This is a genomic window from Streptomyces sp. NPDC003691, assembly GCF_053981115.1.
Genome location: NZ_JBSFNQ010000057.1, coordinates 22,927 through 44,553, shown reverse-complemented (window position 1 = coordinate 44,553; position 21,627 = coordinate 22,927). Strand labels below are relative to the sequence as shown.

The 21,627-nt window shown below is 74.4% G+C and carries 17 protein-coding genes; 11 read left to right on the top strand and 6 right to left on the bottom strand.

From position 1 onward, the window contains the following. The first annotated feature begins 1 nt into the window (after window position 1). The 6 genes from ACWDR0_RS24355 to ACWDR0_RS24330 all read left to right on the top strand — a co-directional run bounded on the left by ACWDR0_RS24355 (window position 2) and on the right by ACWDR0_RS24330 (window position 7,395). Complete coding sequence (locus ACWDR0_RS24355; RefSeq protein ID WP_456353875.1) at window positions 2-1,312, top strand: DUF692 domain-containing protein; 1,311 nt, start codon at window positions 2-4, stop codon at window positions 1,310-1,312. Window positions 1,313-1,317: 5 nt separating this feature from the next. Beyond that, window positions 1,318-2,277 carry a TIGR04222 domain-containing membrane protein gene (locus tag ACWDR0_RS24350; protein WP_456353874.1) on the top strand — a complete coding sequence of 320 codons (960 nt, stop codon included), beginning with the start codon at window positions 1,318-1,320 and terminating at the stop codon, window positions 2,275-2,277. 313 nt (window positions 2,278-2,590) lie between these two features. Beyond that, a complete protein-coding gene (locus tag ACWDR0_RS24345; RefSeq protein WP_456353873.1) occupies window positions 2,591-3,568 on the top strand; it encodes a TIGR04222 domain-containing membrane protein in 978 nt (325 codons plus the stop codon). An 85-nt stretch (window positions 3,569-3,653) separates the two neighbouring features. Continuing rightward, window positions 3,654-4,667, top strand: a complete 1,014-nt coding sequence (locus ACWDR0_RS24340; RefSeq protein WP_456353872.1) for a TIGR04222 domain-containing membrane protein — start codon at window positions 3,654-3,656, stop codon at window positions 4,665-4,667. Between the two features lie 188 nt (window positions 4,668-4,855). Next, complete coding sequence (locus ACWDR0_RS24335) at window positions 4,856-5,659, top strand: TIGR04222 domain-containing membrane protein (protein ID WP_456353871.1); 804 nt, start codon at window positions 4,856-4,858, stop codon at window positions 5,657-5,659. Window positions 5,660-5,784: 125 nt separating this feature from the next. Then, complete coding sequence (locus tag ACWDR0_RS24330) at window positions 5,785-7,395, top strand: alpha/beta hydrolase (RefSeq protein ID WP_456353881.1); 1,611 nt, start codon at window positions 5,785-5,787, stop codon at window positions 7,393-7,395. 224 nt (window positions 7,396-7,619) lie between these two features. Here ACWDR0_RS24330 and hemQ read toward each other — a convergent pair whose 3' ends face one another. Together hemQ and hemG are read right to left on the bottom strand one after the other, a co-directional pair. After that, on the bottom strand, window positions 7,620-8,333 hold the full coding sequence (hemQ, locus tag ACWDR0_RS24325; RefSeq protein WP_456353870.1) for a hydrogen peroxide-dependent heme synthase: 714 nt from the start codon (window positions 8,331-8,333) through the stop codon (window positions 7,620-7,622). Window positions 8,334-8,337: 4 nt separating this feature from the next. After that, a complete protein-coding gene (gene hemG, locus ACWDR0_RS24320) occupies window positions 8,338-9,846 on the bottom strand; it encodes a protoporphyrinogen oxidase (RefSeq protein ID WP_456353869.1) in 1,509 nt (502 codons plus the stop codon). A gap of 160 nt (window positions 9,847-10,006) precedes the next feature. On the opposite strand from hemG, the gene ACWDR0_RS24315 reads away from it, so the two are divergent. Together ACWDR0_RS24315 and ACWDR0_RS24310 are read left to right on the top strand one after the other, a co-directional pair. Then, window positions 10,007-11,041 (top strand): DUF4349 domain-containing protein, encoded by a 1,035-nt coding sequence (locus ACWDR0_RS24315; protein ID WP_456353868.1) that lies wholly within the window; start codon window positions 10,007-10,009, stop codon window positions 11,039-11,041. A 35-nt stretch (window positions 11,042-11,076) separates the two neighbouring features. Then, the gene (locus tag ACWDR0_RS24310; protein WP_456353867.1) at window positions 11,077-12,471 is read left to right on the top strand and encodes an FAD-dependent oxidoreductase; all 1,395 of its coding nucleotides are present in this window, start codon (window positions 11,077-11,079) and stop codon (window positions 12,469-12,471) included. Window positions 12,472-12,508: 37 nt separating this feature from the next. Here the strand turns inward: ACWDR0_RS24310 and hemE are convergent, their stop codons facing one another. Next, entirely contained in the window at window positions 12,509-13,573 is a 1,065-nt protein-coding gene (hemE, locus tag ACWDR0_RS24305; protein WP_456353866.1) for a uroporphyrinogen decarboxylase, read from the bottom strand. A 91-nt stretch (window positions 13,574-13,664) separates the two neighbouring features. Here hemE and ACWDR0_RS24300 point away from each other — a divergent pair, with 91 nt between their 5' ends. The 3 genes from ACWDR0_RS24300 to ACWDR0_RS24290 all read left to right on the top strand — a co-directional run bounded on the left by ACWDR0_RS24300 (window position 13,665) and on the right by ACWDR0_RS24290 (window position 16,643). Further along, window positions 13,665-14,339 carry a DUF3000 domain-containing protein gene (locus tag ACWDR0_RS24300; RefSeq protein ID WP_456353865.1) on the top strand — a complete coding sequence of 225 codons (675 nt, stop codon included), beginning with the start codon at window positions 13,665-13,667 and terminating at the stop codon, window positions 14,337-14,339. Between the two features lie 273 nt (window positions 14,340-14,612). Further along, window positions 14,613-15,278 (top strand): response regulator transcription factor, encoded by a 666-nt coding sequence (locus tag ACWDR0_RS24295; protein ID WP_006345827.1) that lies wholly within the window; start codon window positions 14,613-14,615, stop codon window positions 15,276-15,278. Window positions 15,279-15,356: 78 nt separating this feature from the next. Continuing rightward, window positions 15,357-16,643 carry an HRDC domain-containing protein gene (locus ACWDR0_RS24290; RefSeq protein WP_456353864.1) on the top strand — a complete coding sequence of 429 codons (1,287 nt, stop codon included), beginning with the start codon at window positions 15,357-15,359 and terminating at the stop codon, window positions 16,641-16,643. Window positions 16,644-17,561: 918 nt separating this feature from the next. On the opposite strand, the gene ACWDR0_RS24285 is transcribed toward ACWDR0_RS24290, so the two are convergent. The 3 genes from ACWDR0_RS24285 to ACWDR0_RS24275 are packed head-to-tail and all read right to left on the bottom strand — an operon-like array spanning window position 17,562 to window position 21,620. Beyond that, the gene (locus ACWDR0_RS24285) at window positions 17,562-18,734 is read right to left on the bottom strand and encodes an acyl-CoA dehydrogenase family protein (RefSeq protein WP_456353863.1); all 1,173 of its coding nucleotides are present in this window, start codon (window positions 18,732-18,734) and stop codon (window positions 17,562-17,564) included. Between the two features lie 4 nt (window positions 18,735-18,738). Beyond that, the gene (locus tag ACWDR0_RS24280; RefSeq protein ID WP_456353862.1) at window positions 18,739-19,680 is read right to left on the bottom strand and encodes a hydroxymethylglutaryl-CoA lyase; all 942 of its coding nucleotides are present in this window, start codon (window positions 19,678-19,680) and stop codon (window positions 18,739-18,741) included. After that, the gene (locus ACWDR0_RS24275) at window positions 19,677-21,620 is read right to left on the bottom strand and encodes an acetyl/propionyl/methylcrotonyl-CoA carboxylase subunit alpha (RefSeq protein WP_456353880.1); all 1,944 of its coding nucleotides are present in this window, start codon (window positions 21,618-21,620) and stop codon (window positions 19,677-19,679) included. Before ACWDR0_RS24275 ends, ACWDR0_RS24280 begins: the two co-directional genes overlap by 4 nt. Window positions 21,621-21,627 lie beyond the last annotated feature (7 nt).

Genomic DNA, 21,627 nt, shown 5'->3' with positions numbered 1-21,627 from the left:
CATGCGGCACGGTACGCACGGCACACTCGGTACCGGCATCGGCTGGCGGCCCGAGATCGCGGACGCGGTGGAGCGCCTCGACGGCGTCGACTGGGTCGAGGTGGTGGCCGAGAACGTCTGCCCCGGCCATCTGTCCGCGTCGCTGGAGCGGCTGCGCGCCCGCGGTGTCACCGTCGTACCGCACGGTGTCTCCCTCGGACTCGGCGGTGCCGACCGGCCCGACGGGAAGAAGCTGGCCGACCTCGCGGAGCGCGCGCAGGCCCTGGGCTCCCCGCTGGTCACCGAGCACATCGCGTTCGTCCGGGCGGGCGGTCCGCTCACCGCGTCGCCGCGGCTGGAGGCCGGGCATCTGCTGCCGGTGCCGCGGACCCGGGACGCCCTCGCCGTGCTCTGCGAGAACGTCCGGATCGCCCAGGACGCGCTCCCGGTCCCGCTGGCGCTGGAGAACATCGCGGCGCTGATCTCCTGGCCCGGCGAGGAGATGACCGAGGGGCAGTTCCTGGCGGAGCTGGTCGAGCGGACCGGCGTACGGCTGCTGATCGACGTCGCCAATCTGCACACCAACTTCGTCAACCGCGGCGAGGACCCGGCGAAGGCCCTGGCCGAGCTGCCCGTCGAGGCCATCGCGTACGTCCATGTCGCGGGCGGCGTGGAGCGCGACGGGGTCTGGCACGACACCCACGCCCATCCGGTGCCCGAGCCCGTGCTCGACGTACTGCGCGAGCTGGCCTCCCGGATCTCGCCGCCCGGGGTGCTGCTGGAGCGCGACGACGACTTCCCGCCCGAGGCCGAGCTGGCATCGGAGCTGGACTCCATTCGTACCGTGCTGCGGACCGCGCGCCCGGACCGGCCGGACACCGGGGCTCCGGCGGCCGCGCCGGAGTCCGTCGCCCCGGCGCCCGCGGAGGCCCGGGAGCGGCTGGGCATCGCCCAGGCCGCGCTGCTGTCGGCACTGGTCGCCGGGACGCCCGCGCCCGAGGACTTCGACCAGTACCGGCTGCGGGTGCAGAGCCGGGCGCTGGCCTCGAAGCGGGCTCAGGTGGTGGCGAAGATCGCGCCGCAACTCCCGGAGATCCTCGGCCGCGACTACCGGGGTACCTTCCTCGCATACGCCAAGGGCCGTCCGATGCACGCGGGTTACCGCCGTGACGCCATGGCGTTCGTGGAGCATCTGCTCGCCGCCGGGCAGCCGGAGGACGAGCGGACGCGCAGAGAACTGACCCACTGGTGGCAGGAGCGTGCCGGGCTGCGGCCCCGGCGCCGGGCCGCCCGAATCGTCCGTGCGGCGCGGGCCGTACTCGTCAGGAGGTGACCGGCATGGCCATCGGTACCGTCGCCGTGCTCGTGAACGCCGTGGTCGGCGTGCTCACGGTCTGGCTGCTCGTCGAAGGTGTCGTATCGCGCCGCCGTCACCGGCAGGGCGACGGCAGGCAGGTGGAGATCGGCGATCCCTACCAGGCCGCGTTCCTCAGCGGCGGCCCGCTGCGGACCGTGGACGTCGCGCTGGTGACCATGCACGCCGACGGACGGATACGGATCACCGAGCCCGGCATTGTGACCGTGGAGCGTGCCGAGGGCCAGGACGCCGTGGAGCGGGCCGTGCTGACCGCGGCCGAGGAGGTGCCGAACGGCGCGCTGAACACGCTGCGGCATACGGCGGCCCGCTCGGAGACGGTCCAGCGGATCGGCCACGGGCTGGCGCGCAGCGGGCTGCTGGTCGCACCCAGCCGCGATCTCCGGGTCATCACCCGGTGGGCCCGCCTCCAGAAGATCGTCTTCCTGCTGGCGGTGCCCGCGGCCCTGATCGCCACCCAGCTGACCAACGACGGCGACTGGACGCCGGTGGGCGATCTGTTCCTGGTACGGGTCGGCCCCGGGCTGCTGGTGGGCGCGCTGGTGGCCGCCGCCGTGGGCGTGAACGTCAGGGCGCGGGTGACCGGCAACGGCAGCAGGGCGCTCTCCGTCCACCGGGCCGGGTTCAAGGAACCCGGCACCCCGGCGGAGCGGGTGGCCCGTATGGGGCTGGGCGGCGTCGAGGACAAGACGCTCCGCACGGTGATGGTCGCCGCGGCCACCACGGCTTTCGTCGCGGTCGCGGCCGGGCCGGCGCTCGCCGGGGAGCAGGTGTCGTGGTGCGGCGGGGGCGGCACCGCGACGAGCTGCGGCGGGAGCAAGGACGACAACGGCGGTTCGAGCTGCGGCGGAGGTGGCTCCTGCAGCGGCGGCGGCGGTGACGGCGGAGGGTGCGGGGGCTGCGGCGGCTGCGGCTGCGGCTGACCGCGGCGCCGTCACACCCGCCGCACCACCGCACCCGCCGCACCCGCCGCACCCGCCGCAACACCGATGTACCGCACGGCGCCCGGGGTGCGCCGCCACCGGTGGTGGTGCCCCGGGGCCGGTGCTCCGGCGCACCACCACCTCGTACCGCCCGGCCCCGGCCGCCGACCCGGTCATTCGCCCGTCGCAGCACCGGCGTACCCCCGCATCACCCCCGGCAGACCCTTTTGCTCACTTTCGCACCTTCCGGTGCGCCTTCAGACCACTCGGGCCGCCAACCCGGCCCGGACCACATCACACGGGGAGACACTCCATGGACCCACAGGCCATAGGCACCACCGCGGTGGTGATCATCATTGCCCTCACCGTCGCGCTGGCCGTCGCGACGGCCGTCACCCGCGCCCGCCCGCACGGCGGCCGGGCCTCCCGGACCCGGGTCATCGACACCTACGACGCGGCCTTCCTGCGCGGCGGCCCGCTGCGCGTCGCGGACACCGCCATCGCCCATCTGCACGACAAGAAGCAGCTGGCCGTGGTGCGCCCCGGCACCGTCTCGGTGCTGCGCGGCGGCCCGGCGGGCGAGGTACCCGGGGCCGCCCTCGCCCTGGCCAGGGAGACCGACAACAGCACACTGGTCGCCCTGCGCCGGGCCGTGGCCTTCTCCCCCACCGTGCAGGGGATCGGCGACCGGCTCCATGCGAAGGGGCTGCTGGCACAGCCGTCCGCGGCCCGGCGGGCCGTACACCTCTGGGCCAAGGTCCAGCTCCTGGTCCTGTTCATCACCGTGCCCGCCGCCATCGGTATCACCATCTACCTCGCCGTCTCGGACGAGCCGGGCGCCGTCGTACTCCTGATCCCCTCGGCCGTCCTCGGAGCGATCGTCGCGGGCCGGTGCGGACAGCTCACCCGGGGACGGCTCACCGCCGAAGGGCGCACCTCGCTCCAGTTGTACGTCCGGGAGCACCGCGTCGACGGGCGGGTGGCGGTCAAGGTGGCCGTACGCGGGCCGAAGCAGATTCCGGACCCCATCGTGCGGGACCTGGTGCTCGCCGCGGCGGCGGTCCCGCTCGTCCAGCCCGCGCTGTACTCGACGGACGGCTCCTCGACCGGGGCGTTCGTACCCGCCTGGTGCGGCAGCGCCGACGACGGCGGGGGCGGTGACGGCGGCTGCGGAAGCGGCGGCTGCGGCGGCGCCGGAGGGGGCTGCGGCGGTGGCGGTGGAGGCGGCGGAGGAGGAGGGGGCTGCGGCGGTGGCGGCGGTGGTGGCGGCTGCGGCGGAGGAGGCGCCTGACCGGGCCCGGGCGGCGGCCGGGTGACCTTCACCGGGCCGCCGCCCACCGCTCCGGCCGCACCCGCCACAGCAAGGGGGGAAACCCATGACCACCTCGGACCTCGCCTGGTACACCGGTCTCGCCGTGGCCGCGCTCACCCTGCTCCTCGTGGTGGCGACGGCCGCAACCACCCTCCGGGGGCCGCGCCGGCGGAGAGGGAGCCGGCGGCTCCGCAACCGCTACGAGGCGGCGTTCCTCGGCGGCGGCCCCTCGCGCGTGGTGGACGCCGCCGTCGCGGAGCTCCACCGGCAGGGGCATATCGATGTGGTGGCTCCCGGAATCGTCGTGGTGCGGAAACCGGACGCACGGGGCTCGGTGCCCCGGGCCGTCCTGGACCTGGCCCGGAATACCGACAACAGCGCTCTGGCCACCCTGCGGGCGGCCGCGGCGGTCTCCCCCGCGGTCCAGGGGGTCGGTAACGCGCTCGCCCGGCGCGGACTGCTGAACCCGCCGTCCGCCGCCCGGCGGTGGGTGAACCTCTGGGCCCGGATCCAGACCGGCACTCTGCTGGCGGGTCTTCCCGTCGCCCTCGTCCTCACCTTCGTCTTCGCCTCCGGCCCCGGCCCCCGTCCGTCCGGGCCCTGGTTCTTCGTTCTGGTGGCGCTCTCCGCCGGGCCCGGGGCGGCGGTCTCCTCCTACTGCGCGAAAAGGACCCGGGGACGAGTGACCCCGGCCGGGCAACAGGCGTTCCGAGAGTACGCGCGGGTACGGCGCGACCCCCGGCAAGGGGTCGAGGTGGCGCTCCGGGGCCCCTCGGAGGTCACCGACGGAAGACTCCGGGACCTGATGGTGGCCGCGGCCGTCGTCTCACCGTCCCTGATCGTGCCCGACCCCGGTGGCGGCGTCTCGGTCGCCTGGTGCGGCAGCGGCCACGGAGGGCACTCCTGCGGGATGGGCGGCGGCTCGACCTGCGGAGGGCACGGGGGCTCCTCCGGCGGAGGCGGGTCGTCCTGCGGAGGCGGCGGGGGCGGATCCTCCTGCGGCGGAGGGGGCGGCGGGGGTTCCTCCTGCGGGGGCGGCTCCTCCTGCGGCGGCGGAGGCTGCGGCGGAGGCGTCTGAGACCGGACGGCGGGGCGAGCGGCCGGAGCCGTACCGTCCCGCCACCCGCCCGTGCCCCCGGGCGTCACCCGCCCGGGCCGCGCGCCCCGTCCGGCCGGCGCGGAATCCAGCCCCGCACCCGCCGGGACCGCCCTCCCCGCCGGAAAAACCCCTGGCGGCCGGGCCCCCTCGTCACGTACAACACGGCAATGCTCCGGATCATCCTGCTGGCCCTCGCCTGGGCCGCCGCGGGCACCGCCTGTGTGCGGCTCTGCCGTGCCGCCGTGGCCGCCGCTCCGCACCCGGGACGCCGCTCCGTCCGGCACCGGGCCCGTGAACTCACTCTCCACGAAGCCGCCTTCCTCGCGGGCGGCCCCGGCCGGGTCATGGATGTGACCCTGGTCGCCATGCACCGCCGCCGGGCGCTGCTGCTGGCGCACACCGGCTGGGCGACCGTGGTCGACCCGGACACCGACAGCGTGCTGGAGCGTTCGGTGATCCGGGCGATAGGGCCCGCGGGCCACCAGGCCCGCACCGACGCGGTACGGCGGGCCGCCGGATCCGCGGACGCCGTACGGGCCATCGCCGCCACACTGGTCGGCGCCGGGCTCGCCGTCCCCGACGCCTCCCGGGTCCGGTCCGCGGCGGCCGTCCGGGCCGTACGCGCCGCGGCCCTCGCGGTACCCGTGCTGACGGCCGCCGCCCTCGTACTGCCCGGCGGAGGCGCCCCCGCCGCCGTACTCCTCCCCTGGTTCGCGCTGCCGCTGCTGCTCACCCTGAGCGCCCTGCTGATCGGGCGGGTGGAGGTACGGCCCTATCTGGGCTGGGCCTCGCCGGAGGGCCGCAGACTGCTGGCCGGGCTGATCAGCACGGCCGACGGCACCGAGCGGGGACGGCTCACGGCGCTCGCCGTCGCCGGACCCGCCGCCCTGGAGGACCCTCTGCTGCGCCGGGCGCTCACCGGCGGCCACGGGCAGCGCGCGGATCCCGGTACGGCGCATCGGGGGCATTGACCGCGACACCCCACAAAGGTGCTTTACAGCTCGGCACATACCCCGAAAAATCCCTTGACCGCATGGCATGTGCGCAGGTGCCGTCCGTCCGCAGAAAGGGAACCCGGAACGTGACGAACAGAGGGGTGGGGTACGGGCTGGTGGCCGGTCTCGGTTCGCTGGTCCTGTCCGCGCTGACCGTGACGCCCGCCACCGGCACCGCGGTCCGCGGGCCCGGCGGCGCTCCGGCGCCGGAGGAGCGCGGCACCGCGGTGGCCGCCGCCCGCGCCGCCGAGCGGGGGATCGCCTTCGGCGACTGCCCGGCCGCGGAAGGGCTCCCCGACTCGGTGACCTGCGGCACGGTCGAAGTACCCCTCGACTACGCGGACCCCGACGGCAGACGCATCGCCCTGACGGTCAGCCGGATCGCGGCGACCGGGGAACCCGCCGAGTACCAGGGCGCGTTCGTCTACAACCCGGGCGGCCCGGGCGCTTCCAGTATGTACTTCCCGCTCGCCGGCGGGCTCGACGAGTGGAAGCGGATCGCCCGCGCCTACGACCTGGTCGGCTACGCGCCGCGCGGCGTCGGCCGCTCGGCGCCGCTGTCCTGCCTGGAGCCCGCCGAGTTCCTCAAGGCGCCCACCCCCTCCGAGACCCATCCCTCGCCCGCGTTCAAACGGGCCCGGATCGCCGACGCCGAGGCGTACGCCGACGGCTGCGCGCGGCGGTCGGGCGACGCGCTGCGCCACTACACCTCCCTCAACAACGCCCGCGACCTGGATGTGCTGCGCGCCGCGCTCGGCCAGGAGCGGCTGACGTACATGGGCGCCTCCTACGGCACCTACTTCGGCGCCCTGTACGCCACGCTGTTCCCCTCGCACGTACGCCGGATGGTCTTCGACTCGGCGGTGCACCCGGCCCGCGACAAGGTCTGGTACCGCAACAACCTCGACCAGTCCTTCGCGTTCGAACGCCGCTGGGCGGACTTCCGGGCCTGGACGGCCCGGCACGACGACGTCTTCGGGCTCGGCACCACCGCGGCGGCGGTGGCCCGGCGCTACGAGGAGGTGAAGACCCGGCTGGCGACGGAGCCCGCGGGCGGCACCGTCGGCCCGGCGCAGCTCCAGTCGGCGTTCCTCGGCGCCGCCTACTACGACGACTACTGGCCGTCCCGGGCCCGGGCCCTGTCGGAGTATCTGCGCGGCAACGACAAGCCGCTGATCGCGCAGGCGTCACCGAAGAAGCAGTGGGCGGCGGAGTCGGAGAACTCCAACGCCGTCTATACGGCGATCCTCTGCAACGACGCGCCCTGGCCGACGGAGTGGCGGGTCTGGGACCGGGACAACACCGCGCTGGCCCGCAAGGCGCCCTTCGAGACCTGGGACAACGCCTGGATGAATCTGCCGTGCGCCTTCTGGCGGGCGCCCCGGCAGCAGCCGCTGGAGGTGCGCACCCGCTGGGGAGCGCTGCCGCCGGTGCTGATCCTGGCGGCGGAGCACGATGCGGCGACCCCGTACGAAGGGGCGAAGGAGCTGGCCCGCAGGCTGAAGGGGTCGGTGCTGATCACCGAGGAGGACGCCGGGACGCACGGCGTCGGCGGCGGCGCGAACGACTGCGTCAACCGCTATCTGGAGGAGTATCTGCTGAGCGGCGAGGCGCCGGTGCGGCGCGCGTCGTGCGCGCCGCACCCGGAGCCCGACCCGGTGTCGCTGGAGCAGCGGACGCTGCGGCCGCAGCCGCCGCGTCCCGCCGTCTGATCTTCCGGGTCACGGAGTCCGGGTCCCGTGCGGACCCGTCCCCGGACCACCGGGAGCGGTGCCGCCCCCGGACCTCCTCCGCGGAGCATCTTCTCAGGCCGCGGCCGCCGCCGTGACGGCAACCGGCTTCTTCCCGGCGGTACGGGCCGCCGGGTGGTACGGCCGTTCCGGTTCCGGGGCCGCCCGATGACGGGCCGGGCCCCGGAGCCGGTGCTTGCGGTCCGTCAGGCGAGGTCGGCCAGCAGGGCCGCGACGGACTTCCGGCGGCCCGTGTAGAAGGGCACTTCCTCACGGACGTGCATCCGGGCCTCGGAGGCGCGCAGATGGCGCATCAGGTCGACGATCCGGTGCAGTTCGTCGGCCTCGAAGGCGAGGATCCACTCGTAGTCGCCGAGGGAGAACGACGCCACGGTGTTGGCCCGGACGTCCGGGTAGCCGCGGGCCATCTTGCCGTGGTCGGCGAGCATCCGGCGGCGGTCCTCGTCCGGCAGGAGGTACCAGTCGTAGGAGCGGACGAAGGGGTAGACGCTGACCCAGTCCCGCTCCCGCTCGTCGGCCAGGAACGCCGGGATGTGGGACTTGTTGAACTCCGCGGGCCGGTGCAGCGCCATGTTCGACCAGACCGGGACGAGCGCCCGGCCGAAGCGGGTACGGCGGAAGCGGTTGTACGCGTCCTGGAGTTCGTCCGCGGTCTCGGCGTGCCACCAGATCATCAGATCGGCGTCGGCGCGCAGCCCCGAGAGGTCGTACGTACCGCGGATCCTGACGTCCTCCGCGGCCAGCTTGGCGAACAGTTCCTCGACCTCGTCGGCCCAGCCGTCGCGGTCGTCGGGCAGTACGTCACGGAGCTTGAAGACCGACCACAGCGTGTAGCGGATGACCTCGTTGAGGTCCTTGGCCTTCTTGCCCGCGTTCGGGATCTTTTCTGGCGCACTCATGGGGCTATTGTCCCGCGTCGCTTCCGGCGTCCGCCGACCGGGTCCGGATCGCGGCGGCCGTGTCCGCGGCCCGCTGTCCGTCCGCGATGCAGGCGGGGATCCCGACGCCGTCGTAGGCGGCGCCGCAGACCGCGAGCCCGGGGAGTTTCGCGACCTCGGCGCGGATCCGGGCGGTGCGGTCGAGATGGCCCACGGGGTACTGCGGCAGTCCGCCGATCCACCGGGTGACGGTGGTGGCGACGGGGCGGGCGGCGAGTCCGGTGGCGGCGGCGAGGTCCCGGAGGGATACGTCGACGAGTTCGCCGTCCTCCCGGTCGAGGTGGTCCTCGTCGCCGTACCGGCCGACGGAGGTCCGCAGGACGGCCAGTCCCTCGGCGGCCGACGCCTCGTCGGTCCAGCGCCATTTGCGGCTGGAGAAGGTGGACGCCTTGATGGTGAGGCCCTCGCCCGGGGGGACCAGGAAGCCGCTGCCCGCGGGCAGACCGGCCGCGTCCACGTCGGCGCGGCGGAAGGCCAGGGTGATCAGGGTCATGGAGGCGTAGGCGATCCGGCCGAGTTCGGCGGCGGCGGCCGGGGACTCCGCGGACAGCAGTTCGGCGGTGGACCAGGCGGGGGTGGCGAGGACGACGGCGTCGGCGGTCAGGGTCTCGCCCCGGTCGGTCCGGACCCGCCAGCCCCCGGCGCCCCGGTCGAGGCCGAGGACCCGGGTGCCGGTGCGCAGCTCGCCCCCGGCCGCGCGGACGGCGGCGGCGACGGCGGACGGCAGGGTGCCGACACCGCCGTCGAGCCCGAGGAAGACGGGGCCGGTCTGCTGCCGGGCCGCGGCCGCCTCCTGGACGGCGCGGACGGCGTCGAGGAGGAAGGGGTGGCTGCGGGCGGCCTCGAAGAGCGCGGGCACGGCGGCCCGCATCGAGATGCGGTAGGCGTCGCCCGCGTACACCCCGCCGAGCAGCGGCTCCACCAGCTTGTCGACGACCTCCTCGCCGAGCCGGTCGGCGACGTACCGGCCGATGGCGACGTCGTCGCCGAGTTCGGCGGGCGGCAGCTCGCGCTCCCGGGCGATGCGGGCGATCCCCTCGGGGCCGAGCAGTCCGGCGAGGGCTCCGGCGTCGCCGGGGACGCCCATCACATGGCCCCGGGGCATGGGCCGCAGGGCGCCTCCCGTCCATACGGACGCGGTCGTGGTGGCCGGGGCCTGGAGCCGGTCGCCGAGGCCGACGGCGCGGGCGAGATCGGCCGCCTCGGGGCGGCGGGCGAGCATCGACTCGGCGCCCAGGTCGACGGGGACACCGGCGATCTCGCCCGTGGCGAGCTTTCCGCCGACGACCGCGGCGGTCTCCAGCAGGGTGACCCGCCAGCCCGCGCCGGCGAGCCGGTGGGCGGCGGCCAGCCCGGAGATACCGCCGCCGACGACGACGGCGCGGCCCGGGGGCGTACCCCCGCCGGTGCCCGTGGCGGTCTGTGTGCCGGTGGCGTCGGCCGTACCGGCGCCGTCGCTGTGCGCGGAGTCCATGGCCCCACTCTCTCAAATGCCGTTCCGAGTCCCGAACGTGACCGGTTCGGGACCGCCGGCCGCAAACGATCCGCGGCCGCTCTCCGTCCAAGGGACACCGAACGACGGGGACGGAACACGATGCGGTGCCGGGACGCCGGTGCCGCGCCAGGGGGAAGAGATGCGTGCTCGACAAATGCTCGCCGTGCTGATGGTGGCGGGGGTGCTGACGGTGTCCGGCTGCTCGGCGTCCTCCGATACGGCGCAATCGGCGGCCGACAAGCCGGCTGCCGCGGATGCCCGGGCGGAGCAGGCCGCACCGGAGGCAGGCGGCGGCCGGGCGGCGGAAGCGGGGACCGGCAGTACCGCGAAGGACTCCGGCGCCAAGCCGGGCAGCCCGAAGCCGCTGCTCTCCGCCACCCACCGGATCCGGACCGCCGAGCTCCAGGTCGAGGTGTCGGACGTCGGGAAGGCCGTGGCGGCCGCGCGGCGGATCGCCGAGGCCGAGGGCGGCTATGTCAGCGAGGAGTCCTCGGGCTACGAGAACGGCACCGGTGCCGAGGGCTCGGACTCGTCCCGGATCGTGCTGAGGGTGCCGCAGGAGCGGTACGGGGCGGTGCTCGCGTCGCTGTCGAAGGGCGGCAGGCTGATCTCCGTGGAGTCCTCCACGAAGGACGTCACCGGCGAGGTCGTCGATGTGACCAGCCGGATCGCGACCCAGCGGGCCAGCGTGGCCCGGGTCCGGGAGCTGATGGACCGGGCGTCGCAGCTCAGCGACATCGTGTCGCTGGAGGCGGAGCTGGGCCGCCGGCAGGCCGATCTGGAGTCGCTGCTGGCCCAGCAGTCGTCGCTGAAGGACCGGGCGGCCCTGTCGACGCTCACCCTGGACTACCGGGAGCCCGAGCCGCGCGAGAAGCGGCCCGAGCAGGACGACGACCCCGGGGTGCTGGACGCCCTGGAGACCGGCTGGGACGCGCTGGTGACGGTGGTGCGGTGGATTGTGATCGTGCTGAGCGCGATGCTGCCGTTCCTGGTCCTGCTGGCGCTGGGGGCCGTCGGGTGGCGGTGGCAGCGGTCCCGGCGTCCGGGAGGTACGGCCGCCCCGGAGCGGGCCGCGGACGCGGACGGCACGGAGCACACCGGCGGCACCGACAGCACCGACGGCACTGACGGCACCGGCGGGCGGGCGACCGGCGAGGGGACGGACCGGGCCTGACTCCCCGTCCCCGCGCCCGACGTAGCGTGTGTCCCATGGCAGCAGAGCGGTTGGTGGTCGTCGGGGGCGACGCGGCGGGCATGTCCGCCGCCTCGCAGGCACGCAGGTTCCGTACGCCGGACGAGCTGGAGATCGTCGCCTTCGAGCGCGGTCACTTCTCCTCGTACTCGGCGTGCGGGATCCCGTACTGGGTCGGCGGGCAGGTCGCCGACCGGGACGAACTGATCGCCCGGACGCCCGAGGAGCACCGGGCCCGGGCGATCGACCTGCGGATGCGCACCGAGGTGGTGGAGATCGACCCGGACCGCGGGCGGGTACGGGCCCGGGACCTGGAGAGCGGTACGGAGAGCTGGACGGGCTGGGACAAGCTGGTGATCGCGACCGGCGCCCGGCCCGTCCGGCCGGAGATCCCCGGGATCGGCGCGCCCGGCGTCCACGGGGTGCAGACCCTCGACGACGGACAGGCCCTTCTCGCCACGCTGGAGGCACTCGGCCCGGCCGGTCCGGCCGGGGAGCGCCGCCGGGCGGTCGTGGTGGGCGCCGGGTACATCGGCGTCGAGATGGCGGAGGCCCTGCTGAACCGCGGTTTCGAGGTCACGGTGCTCAACCGCGGCGAGCAGCCGATGGCGACCCTCGACCCGGATATGGGCCGTCTGGTGCATACCGCGATGGACGGCCTCGGCATCACGACCGTCAACCGCGCCGAGGTCCTGGCGGTCCGCACCGGCGACGACGGCCGGGTGCGGGCGGTGGCGACGGCGGACGCCGAGTACCCGGCGGACGTGGTCGTCCTCGGGATCGGGGTGGAGCCGGAGACCACGCTCGCCCGAGCGGCGGGGCTGCCCACCGGGGAGTACGGAGGGCTGCTGACGGACCTGTCGATGCGGGTCCGCGGGCAGGAGGCGGTCTGGGCGGGCGGGGACTGCGTGGAGGTCCTGGACCTGGTCTCGGGCCGGGAGCGGTACATCCCGCTCGGCACCCATGCCAACAAGCACGGCCAGATCATCGGGGCGAACGCGGGCGGGGGCTACGGCACCTTCCCCGGGGTGGTGGGGACCGCGGTCAGCAAGGTGTGCGATCTGGAGATCGCCAGGACCGGGCTGCGGGAGAAGGACGCGGCCGCGGCCGGGCTCCGGTACGTCACCGCGACCGTCGAGTCGACCAGCCGCGCCGGGTACTACCCGGACGCGTCACCGATGACCGTGAAGATCATCGCGGAGCGCGGCGCGGGACGGCTCCTCGGACTCCAGATCGTCGGCCGCGAGGGCGCGGCCAAGCGGGTCGACATCGCGGCGGTGGCCCTGACGGCCGGGATGACCGTGGAGCGGATGACGATGCTCGACCTCGGGTACGCGCCGCCGTTCTCCCCCGTCTGGGACCCGGTACTGGTCGCGGCCCGCAAGGCGGTCCGGGCGCTCACCCCGGGATGAGCCGGTACGGGGGCGCCGCCGGGCGCCCCCGCGAGGGTCAGCGGGCGGTCTCGGTGTGGACGAACTCGACGAGCCGGGTCAGCGCGTCGGGGTCCATGCTCGGCAGCACGCCGTGGCCCAGGTTGAAGACATGGCCCTCCAGCCCGGCGGCGGCCGCCAGGACCTCGCGGGCCTTGGCCTCGACGGCCGGGCGGGGGGCGAAGAGGACCGCAGGGTCCAGATTGCCCTGGAGCGCCTTGCCGGGGCCGACCCGGCGGGCGGCCTCGTCGAGCGGGACGCGCCAGTCGACGCCGACGACATCGGCTCCGGCCTCGCCCATCAGCCCGAGCAGCTCGCCCGTGCCCACACCGAAGTGGATCCGCGGCACGCCGTAGCCGGCGACCGCGTCGAAGACCTTCACGGACGCGGGCATCACCGAGCGGCGGTAGTCCGCCGGGGAGAGCGCGCCGACCCAGGAGTCGAAGAGCTGGACGGCGCTCGCGCCGGCTTCGATCTGGACCTTGAGGAAGGCGGAGGTGATCTCGGCGAGCCGGTCCAGCAGATCCGCCCACAGCTCCGGGTCGCCGTACATCAGCGCCTTGGTGTGCTCGTGGTTGCGGGACGGGCCGCCCTCGACCAGATAGCTCGCCAGGGTGAAGGGGGCGCCCGCGAAACCGATCAGCGGGGTACTGCCCAGCTCCTCCGTCAGCAGGCCGATGGCCTCGGTGACGTACCGGACGTCGTCCGGGGTCAGATCCCGCAGCCGGGCGAGGTCGGCGCGGCTGCGCACCGGCTCGGCGACGACGGGGCCGACGCCCGGCTTGATGTCGAGGTCGATACCGATGGCCTTGAGCGGGACGACGATATCGCTGAAGAAGATCGCCGCGTCGACGTTGTGCCGCCGCACCGGCTGGAGGGTGATCTCCTTGACCAGCTCCGGCCGCATACAGGACTCCAGCATCGGAATGCCCTCGCGGACCTTCAGATACTCCGGCAGCGAGCGCCCCGCCTGTCGCATGAACCAGACCGGGGTATGCGGCACGGGCTCCCGGCGGCAGGCCTTCAGAAAGGCGGAATCGTACGTCTTAGGCTGCTGGCCCGAGGGGCGGTCGTAGGCGCTCACGGTCCGAATCCTCCCACGGCCGGGAAAAGCGGCGGACCGGCCAGGGTGTCCTTCACTGCGCCGGAGCCCCGTTCCGCCTAGTCTTCCCCGCATGGCTGCGGCTCAGGGACGTTTTTCCGATCATGCTGAACATTCACACCCGGACGACGGCACCCCGGCGGGCGACGCCGTGCCGCGGGCCTTCCGGCGGGCGGTGGAGGCGCTGAGGGGCGCCGGGCTGCGCCCGGAAATCGAGGTGGACCCCGCCCGCGCCCCGCAGAAACTGGCGCCGTACGCGTATGCGCTGGAGGCCGCGGTCGTCGAGGACGACGAGGATCTGGCGGACGGCCGGCTGGTGCTGCTCCACGATCCGGCCGGGCACGAGGCATGGCGGGGCACCTTCCGGCTGGTGACGCTGGTCCGTGCGGAGCTGGAGCCGGAGATGGCGGCGGATCCGCTGCTGCCGGAGGTGTGCTGGTCCTGGCTGACCGGTGCGCTGGAGGCGCGCGGGCTGACCTACGGGGAGGCGAGCGGGACCGTCACCCGTGCGGGTTCTCACTACTTCGGAGGACTTTCGCCGCGGCGCCCGGCGACCCAGATCGAGATCCGGGCGTCCTGGACGCCGGAGGAGGGGGCGGGCGGGGTGCCGGACACCGCCGCGCACCTTGCGGCCTGGTGCGATCTGCTCTGCCAGATCGCCGGGCTGCCGCCCGCGCCGGCGGGCGGGACGGAGCCGGCGACGGGTGTGGTGAGCCTGCCGCAGCGGCGCGGGCCGCGGCACCGCTGAGTCCGCGCGTACGGAGACGGCCGCGCGGCCTGGGACACTCCTCCCGGGCCGCGCGGCCGTTTCCGTCCGTGGTGCGAGGCGCCGGGGGGATCACTCGTAGGATGATCGATCACACGTCCGAATTGCACCAATTGTTACTCACTGAATAGTGATCATTCCCTAAAGGACCCCGGACGGGCTGCCGAAGAGGTCAATGACCCTAACTTCACGGAATGCCCCGGCTTCATCCCCGAGCCGGCCCCGTCCCCGCACCTTCCCCCCAGGAGGAGCCCGGTGTCCGTCCTTCTCGAGCAGCCCGCAAGCCTGGTCGCCTACCGTCCGAACAAGCCGACCGCGATGGTGGTCGTGGCCGATCCGCGTGTCCGCTCCACCGTCACCCGCCACCTGTGGGCGCTCGGCGTCCGGGATGTGATCGAGGCATCGTCCATCGCCGAGGCCCGCCCCCGGATCGGCAACCCCCGCGACATCTGCGTCGCCGACGTCCACCTGCCCGACGGATCCGGGCTCACCCTCCTCTCCGAGACCCGCGCCGCGGGCTGGCCCAACGGTCTCGCCCTCTCCGCCGCCGACGACATCGGCGCGGTGCGCAACGCCCTGGCGGGCGGAGTGAAGGGCTATGTCGTCACCGGCACCCGCACCAATATCGGCCACCCGACCCGGCCCGGGGCCGCCCCCATCGGCGCCGCCGCGGCCCGGCTGGGCCACCGGCGCCCGCCGGGCGCCCCCAGCCACCCGGGCGGCTACCGGGAGCTCTCCGGCCGCGAGGTCGAGGTCCTGCGGCTGGTGGCGGAGGGCCAGTCGAACAAGGCCATCGGCGTCTCCATGGGCCTGTCCGCGCTCACCGTGAAGAGCCACCTGGCCCGGATCGCACGCAAGCTCGGCACCGGCGACCGGGCCGGAATGGTCGCGGTCGCCCTGCGCACGGGCATCATCCACTGACCCCTCCGCTCCCCCGCGCGCCTGTCGGCGGATCGTTTCCGTCGACAGGCGCGCGCGGTTCACGGATACCCTTGACACGTGACCGACGCCCATAACCCCGCAGCAGAGACCGCACTGCGAACCGCCGGGGGCGCTCCCCCGGACGCCGGCGTCGCAGCCGAAGAGCCCCCCACTCCCCTGCTGGAGCCCCGCGAGGGCATCCCTCCGGTCGTGGCCGACGCCGAGGCGCTGGCGGCCGTGGTCGCCGCCTTCTCGGCGGGCACCGGCCCCGTCGCCGTCGACGCCGAGCGCGCCTCCGGCTACCGCTACGGCCAGCGCGCCTACCTCGTCCAGCTCCGCCGCGAAGGCGCGGGCAGCGCTCTGATCGACCCGGTCGGCTGCCCCGACCTCACCCCCTTCGGCAGCGCGCTCGCCGACACCGAGTGGATCCTGCACGCCGCAACCCAGGACCTGCCCTGCCTCCGCGAAATAGGCATGGTGCCCACCCGGCTCTTCGACACCGAGCTGGCCGGCCGGCTGGCCGGCTTCCCCCGGGTCGGCCTCGGCGCCATGGTCGAGTCCGTCCTCGGCTACGCCCTGGAGAAGGGCCACTCGGCCGTCGACTGGTCCACCCGGCCGCTGCCCGAGCCCTGGCTGCGCTACGCCGCGCTCGACGTCGAACTGCTGATCGACCTCCGGGACGCGCTGGAGAAGGAGCTGGACCGGCAGGGCAAGCTGGAGTGGGCCCGCCAGGAGTTCGACGCCATCGCCACCGCACCGCCGCCCGCCCCCCGCAAGGACCCCTGGCGCCGGACCTCCGGTATGCACAAGGTCCGCAGGCGCCGCCAGATGGCGGTCGTACGGGAGCTGTGGACCACCCGGGACCGGATCGCCCAGCGGCGCGACGTCTCCCCCGGCAAGGTCCTCGGGGACGCGGCGATCGTCGAGGCGGCACTGGCCGTACCGCCGAACGCCCACGCGCTCGCCGGGCTCAGCGGCTTCGGGCACCGGATGGGGCGGCGCCAGCTCGAACAGTGGCAGGCCGCGATCGACCGGGCCCGGGCGCTGCCGGACATCGAGCTGCCGCAGCCCGGCCAGCCGCTGACCGGCCCGCCGCCGCCGCGGGCCTGGGCGGACAAGGACCCGGCCGCGGCGGCCCGGCTCTCCGCGGCCCGGGCGGCGATCTCGGCGCTCGCGGAGGAGCTGAACCTTCCGCAGGAGAACCTGATCGCGCCGGACACGGTGCGCCGGATCTGCTGGGAGCCGCCGGCGGACACGGGTCCCGACGCGGTCGCGGCGGCCCTCTCCGCACTGGGCGCCCGCCCCTGGCAAACCACCCTGACGGCCCCCGCCCTCTCCAAGTCCCTCACCCCCCCGGCGCGCTAACCGGGGGGGGCGGGTTCGCCTCCCGCTGGGGGGCCTGGGGCCCAGGGGCCCTGGTCTGCGCGTCCGGCCGCGGGTCGTTGGTGGCTTGTCGCGCAGTTCCTCGCGCCCCTGGGTACCTGTGCCTGCGGCCCTTGCCTGGCGCGGGTGCCCCGGGGTGGTCGAGTCCCGCTCTCCGTGGGGTCGTCACCCGGTCCTGTCTGGTTCGGGCAGGTCGGTGGCCTCCGGGCTCACCTCCTCGCGGCCTGCGATGCACCGCCCCCGGGGGCAGCCTTGCTTGTCGCAGTCCGCTGCGGGGGCGACCCTGCACCCCCCTCCCCACGGACCCGTTGCATGGAAGCCCCGAACCCCAAGCCGCCGACAGGTAAGCCCAACCTCCGGGGTGAACACATCCCCCGGGGTGTGCCCGCACCCCGAGTGGGACGCACCCTCCGACCCGGGTGACCGCAAGATTTGTCCTCCCCCGGTGACGGCGACACCATCAGGGGCTTTGCGGTGCTGCTCAAGTCGGGATCACGTGGGAGTGGGGTGCAGGGTCGCCCCCGCAGCCGACGGCGACAAGACCGGACGCGCTTCAGTGGCGGTGCATCGCCGTCGGCGAGGAGGTGAGCCCGGAGGCCCACGACCCACCCGAACCCAGACAAGGCGGGTCACGACCCCACGTAGCAACGGTCACAAGCTTTTCAGCCCCGCCGGCGTTTGAGGCGCAGAAGCAGCCCGCACCCCGCGGGCAAGGCACACCCCCGGGCCCCGGGGGCGAGGAACCCCAGCGGGAGGCGCCCCCGCGGGCAAGGCACACCCCCAGGGGGCAAGGCGCGCCCCCGGGGACCCCGCACCCCACGGGCAACACCGCCCCCCCGGCCCCCGGGGGCCCGCACCTCGTGGGAAACAGGGTCCCAGGGGGCAAGGCGCGCCCCCGGGTTACCCCGCAGCGGGAGGCGTCACGCCCAGTTCGCGGGCGATCAGCATCCGCTGCACCTCGCTCGTGCCCTCGCCGATCTCCAGGATCTTGGAGTCGCGCCACATCCGGGCCACCGGGTACTCGTTCATGAAGCCGTAGCCGCCGTGGATCTGGGTGGCGTCGCGGGCGTTGTCGACCGCGATCGTCGACGAGTACAGCTTCGCGATCGCCGCCTCCTTCTTGAAGGGTTCGCCCGCGACCAGGCGGGACGCCGCGTCGCGCCAGCCGACGCGGGCCATGTGCGCCCGCGTCTCCATGTCCGCGATCTTGAACTGGATGGCCTGGTTGGCGCCGATGGGGCGGCCGAAGGCGTGCCGTTCACCGGCGTACTTCACGGACTCGTCGACGCAGCCCTGGGCCAGTCCGGTGGCGAGGGCCGAGATGGCGATGCGGCCCTCGTCGAGGATCCGGAGGAACTGGGCGTACCCGCGGCCCTCCTCGCCCAGCAGGTTGGCCAGCGGTACCCGGACACCGTCGAAGGAGAGTTCGCGGGTGTCGGAGGCGTTCCAGCCGACCTTGGAGTAGGCGGGGGCGACGGTGAAGCCGGGGGTGCCGGAGGGGACGATGATGGAGGAGATCCGCGGTTTGCCGGAGGCGTCGCGGCCGGTGACCGCGGTGACGGTGACCAGCCCGGTGATATCGGTTCCGGCGTTGGTGATGAAGCACTTGGAGCCGTTGATCACCCACTCGTCGCCGTCCCGGACGGCGGTGGTGCGGGTGCCGCCCGCGTCGGAGCCGCCTTCGGGTTCGGTGAGCCCGAAGGCCCCCAGCAGCTCGCCGGAGCAGAGCCTCGGCAGCCATTCGCGGCGCTGCTCGTCGGTGCCGAAGCGGTAGACGGGCATGGCGCCCAGGGAGACCGCGGCTTCCAGGGTGATGGCGACGGAGGAGTCGACCCGGGCCAGCTCCTCCAGGACGATGCCGAGGGCGAGGTAGTCGCCGCCCATGCCGCCGTACTCCTCGGGGAAGGGCAGCCCGAAGAGGCCCATACGGCCCATCTCGCGGACGATCTCGTACGGGAACTCGTGGCGCTCGTACAGGTCGCCGATCTTGGGGGCGATCACCTCGTGGGCGAACTCCTCGACCGTGCGGCGGAGTTCCTCGTGCTCGGGGGCGAGCCGGTGGTCCAGAGGCATGGGGTCACTCCTTGGGTGACAGGGCACGGACGGTGCGGGAGGGGCTGGGGCGGCCCAGCCGCTCCGCCATCCAGGTGCTGGTGGCGGCGAGGAGGCGGAGGTCGACGCCGGTCTCGATGCCGAGGCCGTGGAGCATCCACACCAGGTCCTCGGTGGCGAGATTGCCGGTGGCGCTGCGCGCGTAGGGGCAGCCGCCGAGCCCGCCGGCGGAGGCGTCGACGGTGGTGACGCCGTGTTCGAGGGCGGCGAGGGTGTTGGCGAGGGCCTGCCCGTAGGTGTCGTGGAAGTGGACGGCGAGCGCGGAGACCGGGATGCCCGCCTCGCCGAGCAGGGCGAGCAGGGCCCGGACATGGCCGGGGGTGGCCGTGCCGATGGTGTCGCCGAGGGAGAGTTCGTCGCAGCCGAGGTCGAGCAGCCGCCGGGCGACCCCGGCCACTTGGGGGAGGGGGACGGGCCCCTCCCAGGGGTCGCCGAAGCACATGGAGAGATAGCCGCGGACCCGGATCCCGTCGCCCTTGGCGCGGGCGACGACGGGTTCGAACATGGCGAGGGACTCGTCGACGGTCCGGTTGAGGTTGCGCCGGGCGAAGGTCTCGGTCGCCGAGCCGAAGACGGCGATGGAGCGGGCGCCGAGCGCCACCGCCCGTTCCAGGCCCTTCTCGTTGGGTACGAGGACGGGGAGCCGGATGCCGGTGAGGTCGCCGAGCAGGGGGTACAGCTCCTCGGCGTCGGCGAGCTGCGGCACCCACGAGGGGTGGACGAAGCTGGTGGCCTCGACGGTGGTCAGCCCGGCCCCGGCGAGCCGGTGCACGAACTCGGCTTTGACCTCGGTGGGGACGGTGGTCTTCTCGTTCTGGAGGCCGTCGCGGGGACCGACCTCGTGGATCGTCACCCGGGCGGGCAGCCCCGCGGCCGGGAACACCATCGGCAGTCCGGGGGCGCTCATCGTTCCTCGCCTTCCGCCGGTGCGACGACGGCCAGTACCTGGTCCATGGCGACGGTGGCCCCGGGGGTGACATCGAGTTCGGTGACGGTTCCCGCATGCGGGGCGGAGATGACGTGTTCCATCTTCATGGCCTCGACGACCAGCAGGCTCTGGCCCGCCTCGACCTCGTCGCCGACGGCGACCTTGACCACGGTGACCGTGCCGGGCATGGGCGCGGCCAGGGTGTCGGCGCCCGTGTGTCCGGCGGCGGAGAGGGAGGCGGCGACCGGGTCGTGGTCGCGGACGTGCCAGGAGTCGCCGTCCCGGCCGAGCCACTCGCCCGCCCGGTGGAAGGCGTGCCGGATGCCGTCGATGGTGACGGTGACCTCGTCGGCGGTGACCGCGGCGGTCGCGGGTGCCTGCTGAGTGACGGGTTCAAGTCCCGTTACTCGGAGCGGAAAAGCGAGCGGCGCCGGGGGCCCGCCGAGGCGCCAGCCGCCGGGGTCGCCGAAGGGGTCGGTCCAGCCGGACGCGTCGGGTACGGGGGCGAGCGCCGCCGCCCGTACCGCCGCGGCCGCCGCGTACACCTCGGCGGGGACGGCGCCGGGCAGCAGCCCGTCCGCCTCCCGTTCGACCAGGCCGGTGTCCAGTTCGCCCGCGACGACCGCGGGATGGGCCAGCAGCCGGCGCAGGAAGCCCGCGTTGGTCGGGACGCCGAGGGTGACGGTCTCGGCGAGGGCGGCCCGCAGTCTGCGCAGGGCGGCGGGCCGGTCGGGGCCGTACGCGATGACCTTGGCGAGCATCGGGTCGTAGAGGCTGGAGACCTCGGTGCCGGGGCTCAGCCCGGAGTCGGTGCGCACCCCGTCGCCGTCCGGTTCGCGCAGGGCGAGGACCGTGCCGCCGGAGGGGAGGAAGCCGCGCGAGGGGTCCTCGGCGCAGATCCGGGCCTCGACGGCGTGTCCGGTGAGGGTGATGTCGCGCTGTTCGTACGGCAGGGGCTCGCCCGCCGCGACCCGGATCTGCCACTCGACCAGGTCGAGCCCGGTGATCAGCTCGGTGACGGGGTGCTCGACCTGGAGCCGGGTGTTCATCTCCATGAAGTAGTACTGCGAGGGGTCGTTGCCGGGGACGATGAACTCGACCGTCCCGGCGCCGGTGTAGCCGCAGGAGCGGGCCGCCTGGACGGCCGCCTCGCCCATCGCGGCCCGGGTGTCCTCGTCGAGGAGGACGGACGGCGCCTCCTCGATGATCTTCTGGTGGCGGCGCTGGAGGGAGCATTCGCGCTCGCCGAGGTGGAGCACCCGGCCGTGGGCGTCGGCCAGTACCTGGATCTCGATATGGCGGGGCCGGTCGATCCACCGCTCCACCAGCAGGGTGTCGTCGCCGAAGGAGGCGCGGGCCTCGCGGCGGGCCGCCGCGATCTCGTCGGCCAGGGCGGACTCCAGCCGGGCCAGCCGCATGCCCTTGCCGCCACCGCCCGCGGAGGGCTTGAAGAGGACCGGCATACCGATCTCCCGTGCCGCCGCGGCCAGTTCGCCGTCGGTCAGCCCGGAGCCGGAGGAGCCCGGGACCACCGGCACCCCGGCGGCCCGGACCGTCTCCTTGGCCCGGATCTTGTCGCCCATCAGGGAGATCGCGGCGGGCGGCGGCCCGATGAAGACCAGTCCGGCGTCCGCGCAGGCGGCGGCGAAGGCCGCGTTCTCGGCGAGGAAGCCGTAGCCGGGGTGGACCGCTCCGGCCCCGGTGCGGGCCGCCGCCTCCAGCAGCCGGGGGACGGAGAGATAGCTCTCGGCGGCCGGCGGGGGACCGATCCGGACCGCGGTGTCCGCCTCCCGGACATGCCGGGCGTCCGCGTCGGCGTCGCTGAAGACGGCGGCCGAACGGATGCCGAGGGCGCGCAGCGTGCGGATGACCCGGACGGCGATCTCGCCCCGGTTGGCCACGAGGACGGTGTCGAACATGGTCACG